Here is a 20,398-nt window from a genome sequence, read left to right as displayed (position 1 = left end):
GGGTAAATTCCGGGCCGAAGCCGCGGCTGATTCGAATTCGTCCCGTCAACCGGGACGGAACGCCACCGTTGGGCGTCGCCAAACCCGCGTTTATCGGGCGCGAACTACCAACGACCAGAGTTGTGTCGAGCATCCCTCTTCCGACCCCAGTCGCGTTCGCGAGACGTTCACGACGGGCGATACGCTCTCGTCGTCGCGTACGCGACCGGTTAACGACAGATTATCGTCATTTCAGGTATCTGTTTACGGGTTATAGTATCCGTTATTAATACAAACGAATCTGTACGGGGAGGCGTGAGCAGGAAACAATTGGACGCCGCTCTAAGTCTGGAGTGGTTACCGGCTCTCGCTCCGGTCGACCAGTGGTTAGCCCTCCCCGTTCTGACCGCCGCGGTCGTAGAGCTGTACTTTTTCTTCGATATCACGCTCGGAAGCGCTCGACCGCCGATGACGCCCGACGCCGGAATCTTCCAACACATCGGGTGGTTCCTGACGCGAGGTGCCCGCCTGTACGTGGACGCGTGGGAGGTGAAACCGCCGCTCTCCTACGAGACGACCGGGCTCCTCGCCCTCCTCTCGGGGGGCGACGTGTATCTCCTCCACTTGCTGAACGTGTTGTTGATGATGGTCACCGCCTGCGGCATCGTCGGACTCGTCGCCGTTCTCGTTTGGCACAGCACGCGCGACCGATTCGCCGCGTCGCTCGCCGGGTTCTCGATGTTCCTCCTGCCGGGCTTTCTGGTTCGACCCGCCTACGGCTTCAAATCGAAGTACGCGTTAGTGTTTGCGGGGTTGTTGGCGATTTACGCGTACACCCGCGGGTACCCTGCTCTCAGCGGTGCGGCCGCCGCGGCCAGCGTCGGCTACTGGCAGGCGGCGATCATCTTCCCGTGTATCGTCGTCGGAATGGCCCTCAAGGACGGCGACCGAAGGAACCTCCTCCGCACTATCGCCGGCGGAGTCGCGTTCACCGCCGCGATGCTGTTGCCGGTGGTGTTCCTCTGGGACTCCACGTCGGAGATGCTGGTACAGACCGTCCTCGTCCCGATTTCGGTGAGCGAATCGACGCCGCTTCTGAACCGTCTCGCCGGCGGCGTCATCCACTTCAAGTGGGCATCGCCGCTCGTCCTCCTCGGCGCGGCCGGTCTCGTCCGAGTCGCGGTGGACGTGCTGACCGACCGGAACGACCCCATCGGGCGCGACGACTGGTGGATTCTCGCCGGCGCGGGGTGGTTCGGGTTCATCATCCTCTTCGTGGACTTCGAAATCGGCGGGTACACGGACCTGATTCCGCCCTTAGCGTTCCTCGCAATCGGCGTCGGCGTCGTCGCCGCGCGTCTCGACGACGTCCGTCGGCGACGGTATCTCGGCGGGGCAGTCGCGGCCGTTCTCGTGGTGAACGTCGTCCTGTTGGGGAGTTTCGGGCTCGTGTTCTCGCCCGTCGAGACGCCCGGCCCGGTTCCCATGGACGACCTGCAGACGAACGACCGGGCCGAGGAGGTACAGGCGATAGACTCCGTCCCCGAGATTCGGTACATCTACTGGAACCGCATCGAACCGTCGACGTGCCACTACAGGCTCTCTCTGATGGAGGTTCAGTGGCTCGAAAAGACGCAACCGCAGTCCGGCCAGCAGTGCATGGACTTCGGAACCGCCCGAGACGCCCTCGGACACGGGTAATCCGCGTTCGGACGGCCGCGTGCGAGCAGTTGCGCCCCCCTCGTCTCGGCTCTTTCCCTCGTCTCGGAGCAGTCTCTCCCTCGCCCGACGACCCCCGATACGTCGGAGGCTCGACCCACCGGATTCGAACGGCGGTCGCTCCGAACGCCGGGCAGGTGGTAGTACCAGACTGACTGGAAATCCACAGCTCAACTAGAGAATTGGTGTGTTACAAGAATACGGGTGTAATCCCGCGAGACGGCCGACGCGTAGAGAGGAGAGAGGGTAGTCCGCAGTCGGAACGAAACGAGAAGTACGTGTAGGTGGTGTAACGCCGGCAGAGGATTACATATATACTCATACAGCAGGATTCTCCTCCAATTCCTCTTCGGTGATGTATGCCGAGATACGGGGCGCGTATCATTGATATCGTATCTTCAATAGCCACTACTTCCTTATTTTCTAGATACCAGATTGCGTTTTTAATCTCCGCATCTGACTCCTAATTTGAGGTGGTACAGGTAATTATGTTTGCCCCGAGACGATTCCGGAGAGGACGGGTAGCCGACGGACGGGAGAACCGAACGGCCGTTCCGGAACCCGACGGTTTTAGCGTCTGCCCGAGAAGTGTCCCGTCGGGAATGGGCATCTACCGAGTCGTATCGCTAATCTTCGTCTGGCAGTTGGCCGCGAGCATCTGCTACTACGCGGTGTTCGCGGCGACGCCGTTCTTCCGCGACCAGTTCGGGCTTTCGGGAACGGCCGTCGGGTTGGTCGTCACGTCGCTCACGCTCGGGTACGCGGTGTTTCTGCTCCCACTCGGAGCGCTCACGGACCGGTTCGGCGAACACCGAACGCTCACCGTCGGCTTGCTCGGACTCTCCCTCGCGTCGATTTTCGTCGCCCGAGCGTGGTCGTACCCGGCGTTGCTCGTCAGCGCGTTCCTGCTCGGGTCGCTCTACGGGACGGCGATGCCCGGGACGAACAAGGCGATCTTCGACAGCACGCCGCCCGGGCGGCAGAACCTCGCCGTCGGGGTGAAACAGGTCGGCGTCACCGCCGGAAGCGGGGCGAGCGCGCTTCTCGTCACCGGTATCGCCGGCGTGTTGTACTGGGAGGTAGGATTCTACGCCGCCGCGGTGAGCGGACTCGCCGTCGCGGTGACGTTTTGGCTCGTCTACCGCGGGTCCGACAGCACCGAAGAGGCGAGTTACCCCGACTTCGGCAGGCTACTTCGGAACCGCCCCTACCGCTCGCTCGCCGCCGCCGGCGTCTGCCTCGGCGCGGGTCTCTTCACCACCACGGGGTACACGATACTCTACATCGACGAGTCGGTGGGCGCGTCCGTCGCCTTCGGCGGCATCGTCCTCGCGGCGCTACAGGTGTCCGGAAGCGCCGGGCGAGTCCTCACGGGGTGGTTGAGCGACGCGCTTCCGGGGGAGCCCCGCCGCCGAATCGGCTCGATTCTGCTCGTCCAGTCGCTCGCGAGCGCGGCGCTTTTCGTCGGCGTGGCCTTCGTCGAGGGGACGACGCTCGCCGCCGCGGCGTTCGTCGTCCTCGGTTTCTTCGTCCTCGGCTTCACCGGCGTCTACTACTCCTGCATGGCGACGCTCGTCTCGGCGGACGAGATGGGCGGAGCGACGGGCGGCGGGCAGTTGGCGCTCACCTCGGGTGCGCTGTTCGCGCCGCCGGCGTTCGGCTACCTCTCGGACGCCGTCGGCTACCGGTGGAGTTGGCTTATGCTCGCGGCACTCGCACTCGTCGGTGCCGTGTTCGTCGTCCGGGTCCTCCTCACCGAACCGCCGGAGGACGTCACCGCGGCCGCGGACTGACGGCGGCAGCGAGCGACGAACCCCGCGGCGAACTCGCTCAGGCGTCGCTCCGGCGACTCAGATGGCACGGTAGCTTACTCCACCACCTCGGCAGTTGAGCGTTCGGCTCCCCGGCCCTCGCCGTCGTTCGACGTTATCGACCACACTTTAGTTCGTTCGAGTCCTCCCTCTCGCCATGAGCGAACCCGACGACGCGGGCGAGGTAGACACCGTCCGTTCGGCTCGGACGATGTTCGACGTCGTGGAGTGTCTGAAGGTCGGCGGCGGGATGAGCGTCTCCGGCCCGTCGCACCGACTGAAAGGCGAGTGGTTCGAAGAGGAGTTGCCGGACTTCCTCCTCGGCGCGGCGAACGAACTCGAACTGAACATCGAGTACTCGTAGTCGTTCGAAATTATCGAACCGAAACGATAGTTCGGACGCGCGTCGTCGGTCGCCGCCCGCGTCCATCGTCGCGTCCTCCCGGTGGAGAGCCCACCCGGGGCGTTCACCACGCCGCTTCGAGAATCTCCGTAATCTCCGCCACCGTCGGGTCAACACCCTCGGGCGCGGCGTCCATCAGTCCGTCCCCGCGAATCTCTTCGGCGACGCTCGGGAGGTGGTCGCGTTCGAGGCCGTCCATCTCCCGCAGGCGGGTGGGGAGTTCGAGGTCGTCGCGGACGCCGACGACGGCATCGACGACGGCGCCAGCCACCTCCTCGTCGCTCTTGTCGTCGGTGCGGACGTCGAACGCCTCCGCCAACAGGTCGCGACGGGCGTCCGCCTCGTCGAAGACGTACCGCAGGACGTGCGGCGTCACGATGCCGTGGACCGTCCCTTGGTGCGCGTCGTAGTCGTGGGAGAACCCGTGTCCGAAGGCGTGGACGATGGAGGCCTTGTACCGCCCGGGCGTCGAGATGCCGTACTGGACGTTCACGACGCCCGAGAGCGTTTCGAGCAGTCGCTCGTCGTCCATCGGGTCGTCCCGAAGGGTCCCGAGACCGGACTGCAGGAGTCGGAGGCCGCGGACGGCCGTCCCGTCGGTGACGGGCGTCGCGTACGGCGAGTACAGCATCTCCACACCCTTGTTGAAGCCGTTCATCGCCGACGGCGCGAGGACGGACGCCGGCGTCGTCCGGTAGAGGTCGGGGTCGTAAAAGAGCGCCGCGGGCATCAGGCGGGAGTCGCTCACCGACCCGTTCGGAATCTCTCGGTCGGGGGCTTCCCCGGGGTCGAGCGTGAGTTTCACGCCCGCGATGACCGAGAGGTCCGCGCCCGCGAGCGTCGTCGGGACGGCCGCGACGGGCGCCGGGTCGCCGTCCGGCGCGACGGGGACGGTCCCCTCCTCGATTGCCGCCTCGGCCGTCTCCGCCGGCGGCGCGTCGTGCGATAGCAGCGCGCTCATCGTCTTCGCCGTGTCCAGACTGCTGCCGCCGCCGACGGCGACGAGAACGTCCACGTCGTGCACGCGTGCGACCCGTGCGCCCTCGACGGCCGTCTTCAGATACTTCTCTGGCGTCGTCTCGTCGAACAGTTCGACCAGCGCATCGCCGAGTCCGTCGCGGACGGGGTCCATCACGCCCGGCGTCGAACCGACCGTCGAACCGGAGACGACCATCGCCCGCGAGAGGTTCCGTCGGGTGAGTTCGTCGCCGAGGCCCGCGACGCACCCCTCGCCGCAGACTATCTTGCCGGGACTGTACTCGAACTCGAACTGCGGTCCGTCGGTGGTCATTACTCGACTTACATCCGTGAGAGGGATAAAAAGTGCGGAGCAGGGGGCCGTAGCGGTGGTTTACGCGCGAATCGGACGGTCATTACAGATGTAGAAGTGTAACCCCGTCTGAATACCGTAGAATCAGGGGCCGACGTCGCCCGAGGGGACGCCTCCCCCGAGAGCGAATCGAAAGCGGAGGGATTCAGGTCAGTCGTTCGACGGTTCGGGCGCTAGCTCGCCGGATTCTACCATCGCCTCGAACGGATGGTCGTCGGCGTCGAACGGGAGGTCGACCCGCCCGCGACGCCGGACGGACTCATAGCCCGCGAACAGGATTTCCGCGGTGTTGAGTCCGAGACGGCCGCTCAGCGTCGGCTCTCTGCCTTCTTCGAGCGCGTCGAACACCTCCGCTATCGCCCGGTCGTGGTAGTGTGACCCGAATCGGTCCGTCTCCGTCCCCGTGCGGTGCATCGTCTCGGTGCCGACGTCCACGGGGCTGCGTTCGCCGCCGCGTTCGAGTTCGAGCATCGGACCGCCCTCGACGTTGATTCGGACGACGCCCTCGGTGCCCCGGAGGAGGAACGCCGCGTCGGTGAAGTCGCTCCCCTCGCCCGACGAGAGGACGCCGTAGACGCCGTTCTCGTAGCGCCACTGCGCCCACATCTGGTTTTCTTGGTGTGAACCGAACCGAACGTCCTCCTCGCGGTAGTCGAGCGCCGCGATGACCCACTCGGCGGGGTGTTCGTCGTTGAACATCCCCGCCAGGTCGACCGTGTGCGCGCCGGTGTCGTAGAAGTCCCCCCACCCGATTTCGATCCGCGTCAGGTCGCCGATTCGGCCGTCGTCGAGCAGGCGTTTCGCCTCGGTGAACGGCGCGCCGAAGCGTCGCTGGCGGTTGAACGTGAGTTGCACGTCGCACTCTCGGCACTCTCGGACCATCTCGCGGGCGTCCGCCAACGAGTCGGCCATCGGCTTCTCGCAGTGAACGGCGGAGACGACGCCGCTTCGCGCGCAGTCGACCACCACGTCGCGGTGGATAGCCGGCGGGACGCAGACGCTCACCACGTCCGGTTCCGCCTCCGAGAGCATCCGTTCGTAGTCCTCGTAGACGCCCGTCTCGGGCACGCCGAACGTCGCGGCGAACGCCTCGGCGTTCTCGCGGACGATGTCGGCGCACGCGACGAGTTCGCAGCGGTCGTCGGTCGCGTACGCTTCCGCGTGTCGATACCCCATGGCGAACCCCTCGACCGTGGGGTTGCTCGGGTCCGGCCCGGTTCCAACGACGGCGACTGTGTATCCGTTCATATCCGTGTACGTCGTGACAGACAGAGCACATAGTCATTTCGTCGCAGACACCGCCCGCAAGCGGTCTCACGGCGTCGGTCGGAGACGCCGAAGCGTCGAATCGCGGCCTACGAAGGAGCAGGTCGGGGAAGAATCTCCGGAACGGGGCGGTCCGCTCAGACGGCGTCCAACGCCCGCAGGGCCTCGTAGCAGGAGTTCACGTGGTGGTAGCCGCTCTTGACCTTCGGCGTCTCGTCGATGGTCGGGTGGACGTCGCCGTCGGGCGTGAGGCGTTCGTAGCGGATGCCGAGCGAGTGGTTCGTCGCGTACTCGTCGAGGTAGGCGTGGATGGTGTCGAACCACTCCCAGTAGTCGTCGTCGCCGGTGGCCGCGCCGAGGCGGGCGGCCGCCCCGAGACCCTCCTCCAGCGCCCACGTGTACTTGTCCTCGACGATGGGCGACCCGTCGCGGTCGAACGTGTAGTAGAACCCGCCGCGTTCGTCGTCCCACCCGTCCTCGACGGCCGCCTCGAAGAATCTCTCCGCGCGGTCGATGTACCAGTCCGCGTCGTCGTGTTCGTCGAGTTGGACGAGCAGTTTCGACCACTCCAAGAGGTGGCCGGGCTGGTAGCCCCACGGGCGGAACAGGTCGGCCTTCTGGTCGCGGTTGTACTCCCAATCGACCGCCCAGTCCTCGGTGAAGTGCTCCCACAGCAAGCCGTCGGCGGCGTCCGCCCTGTCGAGGGCTATCTTCTCCGCGACGGTGGTCGCGCGGTCGAGGCAGCGGTCGTCGCCGACCGCCTCGTACGCCGCCAGCAACGCCTCGCAGGCGTGCATGTTGGCGTTCTGCCCGCGGTAGGACGGTTCGACCGGGTCCCACTCGGCCGTCCGGTTGCTCGCGTACGCGCCGTGCTCCGGTTCGAAGAACCGGTCGTCGAGTAGGTCCGCCGTCTCGGTGACGAGGTGTTCGACGTTGCCGATGCCCGCGCGTGCGGCCGTCGCGTACGCGAGGAGGACGAACGCGTGGCCGTAGGTCGCCCGGGTGTCGTCCACGACGTCGCGGCCCTCGAACTGCCAGCCGTAGCCGTCGTGTTCCTCGTCGTACGCGACGTTTCGGAGGTACGAGAGGCCGTGTTCGGCGGCCGGTTCGCACCAGACCGGGCCGTCCAACAGTTTCCCGACGCTGAACCCGAAGACGAACCGCGCCGTCGGGACGAGGTGTTTCGTTCGCTGGTCGTAGACGGCCCCGTCGATGTCGCTGACCTGTGCGGTGTAGCCGCCGAAGTGTGTGTCCAGCGACCGCTCTCTGTGGAAGTCGAGGACGCCGAGAGCGTCCCGACGCAACCACGCGGGCGTTCGGTACGGCGTGTCTGTCATAGCGGACTCTCGTCGTCGCGGTCAAAAAAGTCACCGCACCGTCGCGGGCCGCCGGAGTCCGTCGTCGGTGGTTGGAATCGCTGACTGTTCCCCAGAGGTTATGTCGCCGGTAGGACAGTTAGGGGCATGGACTCCGACACGGAGAACGGCCGGCGGTCCGACGGAGCGCTTCCGGACGTTTCGGCGGACGACATCGACGAGTTGCTCGCGGAGATGACCCTCGAGGAGAAGGCGGGGCAACTCGCCGGAACGTACGTCGGGAAGCTAGGTACCGAGAAGACGTTCGAGGACGCCGAGCGAGAAATCGCCGAGAGCCACATCGGCGCTGTGTCGCCGTTCGGTATCGGCATCACGACGCTCGACGAACCCGCACGGGCCGCGGAGGCGGCGAACCGCCTCCAACGGCACGCAATCGAGGAGACGCGCCTCGGAATCCCGCTTTTGGTCCCCGTAGACGCCGTCCACGGGCACGCGTACATCAACGGCGCGACCATCTTCCCGCACAACGTCGGGATGGCCGCGGCGCGCGACACCGAACTGGTCGAACGCGGCGGCGAGGTGACCGCTCGGGAGGCGCGTGCGACGGGCGCGACGCTGAACTACGGGCCGACGGTGGACGTGGCCCGCGACCAGCGCTGGGGGCGGGTGTTCGAGACGTACGGCGAGAGTCCGTACCTCTGTGGCGAACTCGCCGCCGCGGAGGCGCGCGGCCTGCGCGGGTCAGACGATAACGACCCGACCATCGCAACGACGGCGAAGCACTTCCCCGCCTACGGGAAACCGGAACGCGGCGAGGACGCCTCGGTGGTCGAGGTGTCCGAATCCACGTTCCGGCGGACGTTCCTCCCGGCGTTCGAGCGAGTTCTGGCGGAGGGCGTCGACGTGGTGATGCCGTGTTACAACTCCATCGACGGCGAACCGGCCCACGGGTCAGAGCGCTTCCTGACGGACCTCCTGCGCGGCGAACTCGGCTTCGACGGCTTCGTCACCTCCGACTGGGGCGGCGTGGACCACCTCCACGAGGACCACCGCACCTCGGACTCGCGGCGCACCTCCGCGTTCCAGGCGTTCACCGCCGGGTTAGACCTCGTCTCCGTCGGCGGCCCCGACTACGCCGAGGAGTTAGTCGAACTCGTCCGAGCGGAGGAGTTGTCGGAACGCCGCCTCGACGAGAGCGTTCGCCGCGTCCTCGAACTGAAGGCGCGACTCGGCCTGTTCGAGGACCCCTACGTCGAACCCGACGCCGTGACGGAGGCGCTTTCGGCCGAGGACCACCGCGACGCGTCGCTGGAGGCGGCCCGCGAGTCGATGACGCTCCTGAAGAACGACGGCGTCCTCCCACTCTCCGAGTCGTTGGACGACGTACTCGTGACGGGGCCGAACGCCGACGACCTGCACCACCAGTTCGGCGGATGGAGCGTGATGGACGATTCGAACCTGCAGGGCGTGACAGTCCGGGAGGGCGTCGAGAACGTGGTCGGCGCGGAGTCGGTGACGTACGAGGAGGGGGCGACCATCACCGAGGACGCGGGCATCGATGCCGCCGCGGACGCGGCCGAGAGCGCCGACGCCGCCGTCGTCGTCCTCGGCGAGGACTGGTACATCCACGAGTTCGGCCCCCAGCAGATGAACCGTCCGACCGGCGAGTTCCCGACGCGGACGCGGTTGGAACTGCCCGAGGCCCAACGGGACCTGCTGGAAGCGGTACGGGAGACGGGGACGCCGACGGTTCTCGTCCTCGTGTCGGGCCGTCCCCTCTCGATTCCGTGGGCCGACGAGAACGTCCCGGGCATCCTCGCGGCGTACTACCCCGGGATGGACGGCGGGACGGCCGTGGCCGAGACGCTGTTCGGCCGCCACAACCCGAGCGGTCGCCTCCCCGTCTCCGTCCCGCGGTCCGCGGCGCACCTGCCGACGCTGTTCGACCACCTGCCGCACCCGACGCCCATCGGCGCGGACGAACACCCCGACTCGTACGACCCCCTCTACCCGTTCGGCCACGGCCTGAGCTTCACCGACTTCGAGGTGTCGGACCTGACGCTCTCCGCCGAGAGCGTCGGCCCCGCGGGGACGGTGACGGCGTCGGTGACCGTCGAGAACGTCGGTGACCGCGCGGGCGAGCGGTCGGTGGACCTGTTCGTCGAAGACGCGGTCAGTTCGCGCGTCACGCCCGTCCGGGAGCACGTCGGGTTCGCCAAGGCGTCACTGGACCCCGGCGAATCGGCCGAACTGGAGATGACGGTGCCCGTCGAATCCCTCGCCGTGCGCGCCGGCGACTGCGACCGGGTCGAACCCGGCGAGTTCGTCTTCTCCTGCGAGGGGGAGACGGCGTCGCTGACCGTCGAACGCGGGCGGAACTGAGGCGTCGGTCCGCCCCCGTTGGGACGGGGGATTTGCTCCCCGAAACTGATATGTTCTGTCAGACCGACTGTCGGGTATGCGTCCCCACGCAACCACCGCGGTCGTAATCGCCCTCCTCCTCGCGCTATCCGCCGTCGCCGCCGTTCCGTCCGCGGACGCGCGGGCGCCTCCGACGCCGGTCTGCGGCGTCTGTTCGCTCGACCGAACGGCGCCGGACGGAACCCCCGTCACGGCCGGCGACAGCACGTTGACCGTCTCGCTCCACGAGAACGGTTCGACGACGTGGCGGGCGAACGTCGAACTCGCGTCCGGAAGCGACGCCCTCGCCGAGAACGAGTCGTTCCGGCGCGCAGTCGTCGAGGAGGTGACGAGGCGGAGCGTCGCGGACCCCGAGGCGATTTACAGTCGAATCGACGGCGAGACGCTCATCGTCCGCTACCGCGACACCGGCGCAACGGAATCGCCTGCCGGAACAATCGTGTTCTCGCCCTTGTCCCCCGAGGGGCCCGACGTCCCGTTCGCCATGGGCGGCGAGGGGCCGCGCTACCTCGGAACCGACCGATTCACGCTCCGCGCGCCGCCCGGGTACGAACTCCGCGGCGACGCGAACGCGGCCGACGGGGGACGGAGCCTCGTCTGGACCCGCGACGGCGACGAGCGAACGTTCCTCGACGTGACCGACGACCCCGTCGCCGTCGATTCCGACGCCGTCGGACCGGGCATCCGGGCGTGGGTCGCGCGACTGCTCGTCGGGTAACCGACCGGAACGACTACCCCTCTTCTTGCGCTCACGACGGGACGACGACTCTCAAGCGGACGCAGTCGCTTCGACCGACCGGAGATAGCAATCGAGAGAGTAACAACTGTGAGTCAGAAATCATAACGGACGTATTTGTTAATTCCTGTCGAGGTAACGATAGCCGCAGGTCGCGATATCCGTCGAGAGAGAACCGCTGCAGAGGAGAGTGAGAGAGACGGAGCGCCGTCACCGCGCGCCACCGAACGTTCCTGCGCGGCCGAGACCGGACTCAGTCGTCGGCGACGACGGAGTTCGTCAGGTCGCCGATGCCCTCCACGGAGACGGTGACGGAGTCGCCCGCCTCGAGGAGTTCCGGCGGGTCCCGGAAGATGCCGACGCCGCCGGGCGTCCCCGTCGAGATGACGTCGCCGGGTTCCAGCGTCATCCGATGGGAGAGGTACTCGACGAGTTCGCCGACGTCGAAGATGAACTCCGCCGTCGTCGAGGACTGCTTCACGTCGCCGTTGACGGTACACTCGACGTCGAGGTCGTTAGGGTCGAGTTCGTCGCCGGTGACGAGGGCCGGACCCATCGGCGCGAACGTGTCGTAGCTCTTCCCCCGGAAGAACTGTTCGTCCTCGAACTGAGCGTCGCGCGCGCTCACGTCGTTGACGACGGTGTACCCGGCCACGTAGTCGTCGGCGTCGGCCGCGTCGACGTTTCGAGTGGTCCGTCCGACGACGACGCCGAGTTCCACCTCGTAGTCCACCTGTTCGACGTCCGCGGGGTGGACGATGGGGTCCTCGGGGTTCGTCACCGCCGAGGGCGCCTTCGCGAAGAGCATCGGCTTCTCGGGCACCTCCTCGTCCTGTTCCGCGGCGTGGTCGTGGTAGTTGAGTCCGACGCAGATTATCTTGCCCGGCCGGGGAACCGGCGCTAACACCTTCACGTCCTCGGCGTCGTGCGTCGGGAGCGACTCCCCTTCGACCGCGTCCCGGACTCGGTTCCGATAGCCCGCGGAGGCGACGTCGCCGTACGAGGGCGCGCCCGTCGCGTGCGCCCGCAGGTCGTGAATTCGGTCGTCTTCTCGAACGCCCCACGCGACGCTTCCGTCGGCAGTGAATCGTACGAATCGCATCACCCGGTCGTGCGACGCACTCCGGCATAATTCTTCGGGAGCGAACGTGTCTCGCCCGCGACGCAGGGGGCCAACTAGCCGACGAGGAGGTCGGACGAGGTCCGCTCTCGTTCCCCGCTCGGGAACAAATTTATGGGTGGTCGTGCCGTCGGTTGTCGTATGGCAAACGCAAACGAACGCCGGGGGCGCACCATCCGTTCGGTAAAGATAGCGTTCAATATAATCGACCTCCTGCAGGAACGGGGTCGAATCGGGGTGACCGAAATCGCGGACGAACTCGGCCACTCCAAGAGCACCGTCCACAGTCACCTCCGAACGCTGGAGGAGCGAAAGATACTCGTCCGAGAGACGGACGGCTACCGCCTCAGCCTCCGCTTTCTCGACATGGCGACGCACGTCAGAGAACAGGTCGGCAACTACGACGTCATCCGAGAGGAGGTCGATTCCCTGGCCGAGGAGACGGGCGAAATCGTTCAGTTCGGCATCGAGGAGCACGGACAGGTGTCGTACCTCTACAAGGCCGCCGGCGAGTACGCCGTCGAAACCCGCTCCCGGGTGGGGACGCAGGCGCCCATGTACTCCACGTCGTTAGGGAAGACCATCCTCGCGTACCTCCCGCCGGAACGCACCGAGGAGATTGTCCGGTCGATGTCGTTCGAACCGATGACCGCCAACACGGTGACGAGCGAAGAGGAACTGTACGAGAACCTCGAAGCCATCCGCGAACGGGGGTTCGGCATCGACGACGAGGAGAACATCGAAGGCCTTCGCTGCGTCTCCGCGCCGGTCAAGAACGACGAGGCGATCCTCGGCGCGGTCAGCATCACCGGTCCGTCGAGTCGTTTCACGAAGGACCAACTCCACGGGGAACTCTCGGATCACGTCCGCCGGGCGGCCAACGTCATCGAACTGAACACGAAGTTCTCGTGAGTCGGGCGACCGACGGTCCTCTCCGTCTCTGCTCCCTCCGACGCCCCGCCTCGCATCTCTCCGCTCTCATCGCCTGTTACCTCCGGCCCCCTCCGTCGCCTCGCGACTCCGCCCGGGCGTTCCCGCCATCCGAACTCCAACGGTCGGGGCGACGCAACGTCTCACCGGCGAATCGGTCCCTCGCGGCCGAATCTGCCCGCGGAAGCGGACACCGTCTTCGGCGTCCACCTCGTCAGGTCGTGACCCGCCCACCGTCCGGCGTCTCGGATGCTGAGGGAGTGGGTTCCCGATTCGGGAACGCCGAATCGTCGCGGGCGGCGGCCCGCGGTCGGTAGTCTCGGAAACTCCTCCCTCCTCGATGGAATTGCGGTGCGGCGGTGGCGTCAGCCGGGGGTCACGGAAGTCTAAGGAGTAATGCGTGAAACATCACAGTCTGTCGGTGGCCGGACGACGGGGATAGGCTACGAGTATCGGTTGTACGGGGTAGCGGCGACCGTTGCGGCCGGTCCGCCAAGGAACGGACGGACCGGCCTCCCGCGGAGGGCGACATGGATAGACGGTGCTGGTTGAACATCTCCGCGGGCGGTGGCGGCGGTCGGTCGCAGTGTGATGTGTGGGAGCGACGACATCACAGTCCCGGCGTCGAACGCGGGACGGTACGCAACTGCGCGGCGAAGATAATAAAACTATCGAACATTATATTTCCGGCGGGCGCATCAGAGGAGGAACCGGAGCACCGCGAGGAGCGTTCCGACCGAGACGACGGTGGTCACGAACACGTTCATCGAGGCCAACCGGGGGTCGCCGCCGAGTTCGGTCGCGTAGACGAACGTCGAGACGGCCGTCGGCGCGGCGAGCATCGTCACGCCCGCTTGGACGGTGGACCAGTCCGACCCCATCGCCGAGAACACGAGGAGCGCGAGAATCGGCATGAGGAACACCTTCAGCCCGACCACGGACCCGACCGTGCGGACGTCGAACGACCCCGTCTCCGCGGAGAGAGACGCGCCGACGCAGACGAGGGCGACGGGAAGCGCGAGACTCGCAACCGCGTCCAACCCGGCGGCGACCACCGAGGGGACCCCGAGTCCGAAGTACGAGAACAGCAGTCCGGTCACGAGAGCCGGGATGACCGGCGTCTTGAACATCTCGACCAGTTCGTCCCTGAACGCCACGTCCGCGTCGTTGATGGAGACGAGTACCGCGACGGTGACGGGGACCTGCGTGAGGGACCCGACGCCGAGGATGATGCTCGCCTTCGCTGTGGTGAGAGGTCCGAAGGTGGAGGCGACGAGGGGGAGTCCGAGGAAGCCGAAGTTGCTGTGGTACGACTGGACGATGGCGACGCTTCGGGCCCCGCGCCCCGCGACGGACCGGTGGACGAGGAGGCTGACGCCTATCATCAGGAACATCACCGCCCACAGGCCGAGCATCAGCGTCGGCGTGACGACTTCGCTGATGGGTTGGGCGTACGTCGAGGAGAACACCAAGGCCGGGAGAGCGACGTAGAACGCGAAGACGGTGAGTCTGTCGCGCCGAGACTCGGTGACGACGCCCGTAGACTTGGCGACGAGGCCGACGCCGAGGAGCGCGAGCATGTAACCCAACTTCAGTACGACACTCATGGTCGGTCGGAGTGCCGTCGGGGGTTTGTCTCTTGCGTTCTCGGGGGCGACGGTCGCCGAACCGTATTTGTACCTCCTCACCGTAGACGGTCGCAGGAGCCGATTTTACGCGGTTAGCGGTTGGGCCAACCGGTGCGTCAGGCCGACGACTCCACCGCCGGCAGGAGGGGCTTCAACTCGCGTGCGAGGTTCTCGCCCATCCGCACCATGGCGTCGTCGCCGGGGTGGACGAGGTCCGTCGTCAGTCCGGCGGCCGTCGGAAGCACGTCCGGACCCTCGACGAGGTGGACGTTCTCGCGGTCGGAGCCGGCGACGACGGACCGGAGCGCCTCTCGGAAGCGTTCGCACTCCTCGCCCTCCTCGTGGTCGACGCGGTAGTCGCGGGCGTTCGGGAAGATGGTGATGCAGGCGACGGGCCGGTCGGGGTGTGCCCCCGCGACGGTGTCGACCATCGCGGCCGCCCGTTCGCGGAACGTTTCGACCGAGAACGTCCCGACCATGTTCACCGAGAGCGAGAGCGTCGCCACGTCCCAGTCGTCCCGGCCCGCGATGTGTTCGGCCATCGCCTCGTCGCAGTAGGCGGTGCCGCAGGAGCCGAGATTTATCGGGTCCGCGCCGAGTCGCCGCGCCGTCTGATTGACGTACGTGAGCGTCTCGCTACCGGGCGCTTCGCCCTCCGTTATCGAAGTGCCGTAGGCGAGGTACCGTAGCGAGGGCACCTCCGACTCCCGGGGAGGGCGTACCTCTCCCTCGACGCCGTGGAAGCGGACGTGTCCGCCCCGGTGTTCCCCCGGGAGGACGAGGCGACAGAGGTGCGGGTCGTACCGGAGGCCATCTCGAACGGAGGGGCGCAGGTCGGTGAGTTTCTCGGGGCGTTCGAGCTCGATGGTCCGGGGTTCCTCCCCGACGACGACTTCCTCGCCGGCGGCCTGAAAGTCGCCCCAGAACGGTCGAACGACGCTGTCGCGAACGCGAGAGGAGAGCGTCACTCGCACGGGTCCGTCGGGAACGAACCGGAGTTCGACGCCGGCGGGATGGCACATCCGGGTCCGTGCGCCCTCGTTCAGTCGAGTCCGAACGTCCTCGGGCACTCGCTGGAGTCGCAGGCCGTCGCCTTCGACGTCTCGAAGCGCTCGAACGTTGTGAAACTGGATACCGTCTCGTCGCATGTACGCTCTCCTGCGCGGCACACCTACTTATCGGTGTCCCCGACGCCGAGGCGCGGTCGGACGAATCGCCCGGCGCACTCGGCCGCGGCCGCCGTACCTCGGTTCCCCGCCGCCGAACCGTTACGGGTGTAGATCTGTAACACATCACCCGGCGTACGTCCGTTCGAGGGGGATTTTCGCGCCGGTAGAACCGTCTCAGAACGACGAATCAGCGACGAAAATCGGTTGAACGTCCGATAGTCGGCAGACACGAGCCTTTGTGAAAATTTCCCCTCTCGGGAACAGTCGGGCGGGGTTTCGGCCCGGCCGGGAGTACCCCCCTGATTCCGTTCCCCAACCGCGAACGGATCGGCTGTCGAGAATGGGTCTGCTCGCAGTGTTTCGGAGGCGACGGCGCTCTGATGGTGAAAGCCGAGGACACGAGGTCGGTACCGCGACGCGGTGGGAGATGCGACGAAGGGACTGCTCGGGACGGAGAACCGGACGGCGACGCGGCGGTCGGACGGCGTTAGTCGAGTACTCGCTCGATATCGTCGTCGAGGTTGGCGTAGAGTTGCTCGGCGCGGCGTTCGTCTTCGGGCGAGAGCGACCGGATCGGTTCCCTGACCGGCCCCCCGTGGAGGCCGGCGAGTTCGAGGCCCTTCTTCACGGCGGAGACGCTTATCGCACCCGGAATTTCGTTGTCTTCGCCGGTGGAGTCGCGGAAGTTCTGGAAGGGAAGCGCGATGTTCCGGATCTTCCGGGCGCGTTCCCAGTCTTCGGCTTCGAGGGCGTCGTACAGTGCGAGTCCGACCTCCGGTCGGAAGTTGCTGACGCCGGCGGAGAATCCCTCGATGCCCTCGTTCCAAAACGCGACGGCGTACGGTTCCGCGAGGCCGTCGACCCACACCACGTCGTCCGCGCCGGCCTCGACCCCGGCGCCCAGTTTCACCGGGTCCTTCAAGGCGTACTTGATGCCGACCACGCCGTCGACGCGAGTGAGGTCGCGGAGGTACGCGACGGACGGGTCGAACCCTTTGACGTAGGGAACGAGCGGTGTGTCGGTGACTTCGTCGAGTTTCTCGTAGTAGCGGATGAGCCCGCGTTCGTGGACGTAGGAGTGGTCGGGCGGCATTATCATCATCCCGTCCACGCCGATTCTGTCGTACGCCTCGATGAGTTCCCGAGCGTTCGCGGTGGACCCGCCGACGCCCGCGAGGACGCAGGCGTCGGACGGAACCGCATCGACGCTCGTTTCCGTCACCTCGATGCGTTCCCGGTGCGAGAGGGAGTGGTACTCGCTGATGTTCGCGGCCGCGAGGAACGTCTCTATCCCCTCCTCGGAGAGCGTCCGCGCGTTCTCCGCCAGCTTGTGGTGGACGACGCGTAACTCGTCGTCGAACGGCGTCAGCAGCCCGGCTGCGACGCCGCGCAGGCGTCGCCGTAGGTTCGCCTCTGACAGTGGCATGAGTGGTACTCTCAAAGTCTTCGTATATAAACTCTCCGTCAGTACGTAACTGTCGCCCCGCTCTACGGCGGAGAACGGCCGAATCGGGCGTTCGAGGAGGCCCGTTTGCGGCGGAGTTCGTCGCCGGACGAGAACCGTCGTCGGAGAGAACGCCTCGCGGGGACGGGGCGGAGCGCTCTCGTGCGAACCCATCAACTTATTACGGACACGTCGGAGTGAGAAGGCATGGACGTGCTGATGACCGGCGCGTACGGTCGGTGCGGCACTGCAGTGATAGACCACCTCCACGACCGAGACGAGTACGACTTCACGTACTTCAATCGGTCCGACCGCCCGGAGGACCACCCCTACGGCGGCTACGACACCGTCGTCGGAGACGTCGCCGACGCCGTTGCGCTTCGGTCCGCCGCGGAGGGGCAGGACGCGATGGTCCACATGGCGGCGTACCCGGACACTGACGGCAGTTGGGACGACGTGTTCGAACCGAACATCATCGGGATGTACAACGCCTTAGAGGCCGCGCGCGAGGCGGAGATGGAGTCGTTCGTCTTCCTCTCGACGAACCACGTCATGGGCGGGTACGAACAGGAGTTCGCCCCCGACATCTACTACCCCGACCACGACTTGGTCCTCGACCACACCGACCCGGTCCGTCCGGACTCCTTCTACGGGATGACGAAGGCCTACGGCGAGGACATGGGTCGCTACTACCTCGAGAACTACGAGTACCCGAAGCAGTTCTACGCGCTTCGAGTGTGCACCGTAAACATGCCCGAGTACGACCACCCTTACGGGGACGCGGAACACGCCGTCGACGAGGGCAGGACGGAACGCGGAAGCGCCGAGTACGAGGAGATGGTCGCCCGCATGAAGGCGATGTGGCAGTCCCGCCGCGACTTCGCCCACGAGATAGACTGCTGTCTGCGGGACGACGACGTGGAGTTCGGCATCTTCAGCGGCGTCAGCGACAACCAACGCCGGTGGTACGACTTGGAACACGCCCGCGCCCGCATCGGCTACAACCCGCAGGACGACGGCGAAGAGTGGGATAGCCCGCCGGAGTGAGCCTCGTCGCTTCGCACCCCGTTCGGACGGTGTCTCTGGCGGGGGATGCAGGGGGTCCGGCGAGTAGGCGGGGGTGAAGGAGGCCCCTCGTTCGACCGGACGGTCGATGTTCGGGGTGTGGATTCGCGCGTTCCCCGACGCGCGAACGGTGTCGTATCGCTGTCGGTCCGTCATCAGGAAGAGGACGTTCGGCTGGTCGTCCGGCACCCGCGTCACTTCGACCACCGGTATCGTAAAGGCGCGGCCGGACGCCTCGACGAGTACATGCCACCCGTAGCGAGTGCGTACGACGTGACAGAGTTCGGCGACCCGGACGACGGCCTCCACACCGACGCGTTCCGGGGTGCGATAGACGCCTGCGCGGACGCCGGCGGCGGCACCGTCGTCGTCCCGAGCGGCGAATATACGACGGGGACGATTCGCCTGCGGAGTGACGTGACACTTCGCTTGGAGGCGGGCGCGGTGGTGCGCCCGACGACGGAGGAGTCGGCGTTCACCTCGAAGTACGTCGGCCCGGACGGCGAGCGCGTGTTCCTCCTCGCGGAGGACGCAGAAAACGTCGCCATCGTCGGCGAGGGCGAGTTCGACGGCCGCGGCACGGAGTTCATGCGGATGGACGCCCCGATTCAGGGCCACTCCGACGAGAGCACGAGCCACCCCCTCGTCTCGAACGGTCCGCACGAGGCCCGACAGGGAGAGCGATACCTCGCCCGAAGCGACGGAACGGAGGGGTGGCCCGTCGCGAAACCCGACTTCAGACCGGGGCCGATGTTCCGGTTCGACCGCTGCACGGACGTGACGGTGCGGGACGTGACGCTCCGGGACATGCCGGCGTGGACGCTGAGTTTCCACGGGTCCGAGGAGATAGACGTACTCGGGGTGGATATCCTCAACCACATGCTCATCCCGAACTGCGACGGCGTCCACATCGGCGACAGTCGGAACGTCCACGTCTCCGACTGCACCATCCGGTCGTGCGACGACAGCATCACGTTCGGCGCGCGGCCCGACGTGGAGACGACGTGCGAGAGCGTCACCGTCACGAACTGCACGCTCTCCTCCAGCGCCTGCGCCATCAAGTTCGGGTCGGGCACCGACGACACCATCCGCGACTGCGTGTTTCAGAACATCGTCGTACAGGAGTCGAACCGGGGACTCGGCATCCAACACCGCGACTCGGGCGACGTGGAGAACGTGCTCTTCACCGACATCGTCGTCGACTCGAACCTGCTCCCCGGCCCGTGGTGGGGGAAGGGCGAACCCATCCACGTCTCCTCCGTCCCCCGCGACGATGACACCGAACTCGGCGCGATTCGCAACGTCCGCTTCGAGAACGTCGTCGCCCGGAGCGAGAACGGCGCACTCGTCTACGGTGCCGAGGGATCGGACATCGAGAACGTGACGTTCGACGACGTGCGCATCGAACTCACCGGCAGCGAGAACGCCGAACTCGTCGGCGGGAACTTCGACCTGCAACCCACGTCCGTCGTGCCCCCCATCTTCGAAAACGACATCGCGGGCGTCCACGTCGAGAACGCCCGGAACGTGGCGATGCGCGACCTGGAACTCTCGTGGGGTGACGACCTGCCGGAGTACTACCGGGACGGACTGACCTGCTCGAACGTCGAGGGAGTGCTCGTCGAGGGGTTCGTCGGCAGACAGGCCCACCGCGAGGGGAACGACGGCGCGGCGGTCCGCCTCTCGAACACCCGCGACATCACCGTTCGGGACTCGCGCGCCGCCGACGGGACGACGACGTTCCTCGCCCTCGACGGGACGGAGGACGAACGCCTGCTGACGAGCAACGACGTACTCGACGCCGAGACTCCCGGCGACGTCGAACGGTTCGAGACGTCGGGGAACGTCCCCCCACTGTGAGCGACGAGCGTCGCGCCCCCGCCGCGTCTTCGACGTCCGTCGGTACTTTCGGAGGGCGATCCGGCCCGGTAGAGTCCAATTAATTGTATTCGAGTATGCGCCAAGCACGCAGGACGGACCGGAATGCGAACCGAAGCGAAGACGGAGTTGTCGACGGTCGAGGAAGGAGAAGTACGACTAAGCGGGGACCTCGCGTACTGG

14 protein-coding genes and 1 pseudogene are annotated in these 20,398 nt (G+C 66.5%); 8 read left to right on the top strand and 7 right to left on the bottom strand.

Annotated elements, in window-relative coordinates; all coding sequences use genetic code 11:
• Positions 1–294: 294 nt before the first annotated feature.
• The 3 genes and pseudogenes from BLS11_RS16815 to BLS11_RS19120 form a co-directional block, all read left to right on the top strand.
• Positions 295–1,680, top strand: coding sequence for a DolP-mannose mannosyltransferase (locus tag BLS11_RS16815; RefSeq protein WP_217629035.1), 1,386 nt, complete (start codon positions 295–297; stop codon positions 1,678–1,680).
• A gap of 620 nt (positions 1,681–2,300) precedes the next feature.
• Complete coding sequence (locus tag BLS11_RS16810) at positions 2,301–3,491, top strand: MFS transporter (protein WP_092538957.1); 1,191 nt, start codon at positions 2,301–2,303, stop codon at positions 3,489–3,491.
• A 262-nt stretch (positions 3,492–3,753) separates the two neighbouring features.
• A pseudogene (locus tag BLS11_RS19120) lies at positions 3,754–3,873 on the top strand (IclR family transcriptional regulator); the annotation flags it as partial.
• 103 nt (positions 3,874–3,976) lie between these two features.
• On the opposite strand, the gene BLS11_RS16800 reads toward BLS11_RS19120, so the two are convergent.
• The 3 genes from BLS11_RS16800 to BLS11_RS16790 all read right to left on the bottom strand — a co-directional run bounded on the left by BLS11_RS16800 (position 3,977) and on the right by BLS11_RS16790 (position 7,845).
• Complete coding sequence (locus BLS11_RS16800) at positions 3,977–5,203, bottom strand: iron-containing alcohol dehydrogenase family protein (protein ID WP_092538955.1); 1,227 nt, start codon at positions 5,201–5,203, stop codon at positions 3,977–3,979.
• A gap of 189 nt (positions 5,204–5,392) precedes the next feature.
• Positions 5,393–6,490, bottom strand: coding sequence for a Gfo/Idh/MocA family protein (locus BLS11_RS16795; protein WP_092538954.1), 1,098 nt, complete (start codon positions 6,488–6,490; stop codon positions 5,393–5,395).
• A 155-nt stretch (positions 6,491–6,645) separates the two neighbouring features.
• Positions 6,646–7,845, bottom strand: a complete 1,200-nt coding sequence (locus BLS11_RS16790) for an AGE family epimerase/isomerase (RefSeq protein ID WP_092538953.1) — start codon at positions 7,843–7,845, stop codon at positions 6,646–6,648.
• Between the two features lie 126 nt (positions 7,846–7,971).
• On the opposite strand from BLS11_RS16790, the gene BLS11_RS16785 reads away from it, so the two are divergent.
• Positions 7,972–10,206, top strand: a complete 2,235-nt coding sequence (locus BLS11_RS16785; protein ID WP_092538952.1) for a glycoside hydrolase family 3 N-terminal domain-containing protein — start codon at positions 7,972–7,974, stop codon at positions 10,204–10,206.
• 76 nt (positions 10,207–10,282) lie between these two features.
• Positions 10,283–10,963 carry a hypothetical protein gene (locus tag BLS11_RS16780; protein WP_092538951.1) on the top strand — a complete coding sequence of 227 codons (681 nt, stop codon included), beginning with the start codon at positions 10,283–10,285 and terminating at the stop codon, positions 10,961–10,963.
• A 271-nt stretch (positions 10,964–11,234) separates the two neighbouring features.
• Here the strand turns inward: BLS11_RS16780 and BLS11_RS16775 are convergent, their stop codons facing one another.
• Positions 11,235–12,083, bottom strand: a complete 849-nt coding sequence (locus BLS11_RS16775) for a fumarylacetoacetate hydrolase family protein (RefSeq protein WP_092538950.1) — start codon at positions 12,081–12,083, stop codon at positions 11,235–11,237.
• 159 nt (positions 12,084–12,242) lie between these two features.
• Between BLS11_RS16775 and BLS11_RS16770 the strand changes: the two genes are divergently transcribed.
• Entirely contained in the window at positions 12,243–13,013 is a 771-nt protein-coding gene (locus BLS11_RS16770) for an IclR family transcriptional regulator (protein WP_092538949.1), read from the top strand.
• 716 nt (positions 13,014–13,729) lie between these two features.
• On the opposite strand, the gene BLS11_RS16765 is transcribed toward BLS11_RS16770, so the two are convergent.
• From BLS11_RS16765 to BLS11_RS16755, 3 genes are all read right to left on the bottom strand, one after another.
• Positions 13,730–14,638, bottom strand: a complete 909-nt coding sequence (locus tag BLS11_RS16765) for an AEC family transporter (protein WP_092538948.1) — start codon at positions 14,636–14,638, stop codon at positions 13,730–13,732.
• Positions 14,639–14,775: 137 nt separating this feature from the next.
• Positions 14,776–15,807, bottom strand: a complete 1,032-nt coding sequence (locus BLS11_RS16760; RefSeq protein WP_092538947.1) for an SGNH/GDSL hydrolase family protein — start codon at positions 15,805–15,807, stop codon at positions 14,776–14,778.
• Between the two features lie 508 nt (positions 15,808–16,315).
• Positions 16,316–17,254, bottom strand: coding sequence for a dihydrodipicolinate synthase family protein (locus tag BLS11_RS16755; RefSeq protein WP_092538946.1), 939 nt, complete (start codon positions 17,252–17,254; stop codon positions 16,316–16,318).
• Between the two features lie 225 nt (positions 17,255–17,479).
• On the opposite strand from BLS11_RS16755, the gene BLS11_RS16750 reads away from it, so the two are divergent.
• Positions 17,480–18,319, top strand: coding sequence for an NAD-dependent epimerase/dehydratase family protein (locus BLS11_RS16750; protein ID WP_092538945.1), 840 nt, complete (start codon positions 17,480–17,482; stop codon positions 18,317–18,319).
• A 264-nt stretch (positions 18,320–18,583) separates the two neighbouring features.
• Entirely contained in the window at positions 18,584–20,197 is a 1,614-nt protein-coding gene (locus tag BLS11_RS16745; RefSeq protein ID WP_092538944.1) for a glycosyl hydrolase family 28 protein, read from the top strand.
• The last annotated feature ends 201 nt before the right edge of the window (positions 20,198–20,398 follow it).

The sequence above is a fragment of the Halopelagius longus genome, from assembly GCF_900100875.1.
Lineage (GTDB): Archaea > Halobacteriota > Halobacteria > Halobacteriales > Haloferacaceae > Halopelagius > Halopelagius longus.
This window is presented reverse-complemented; position numbering and strand designations above follow the sequence as displayed.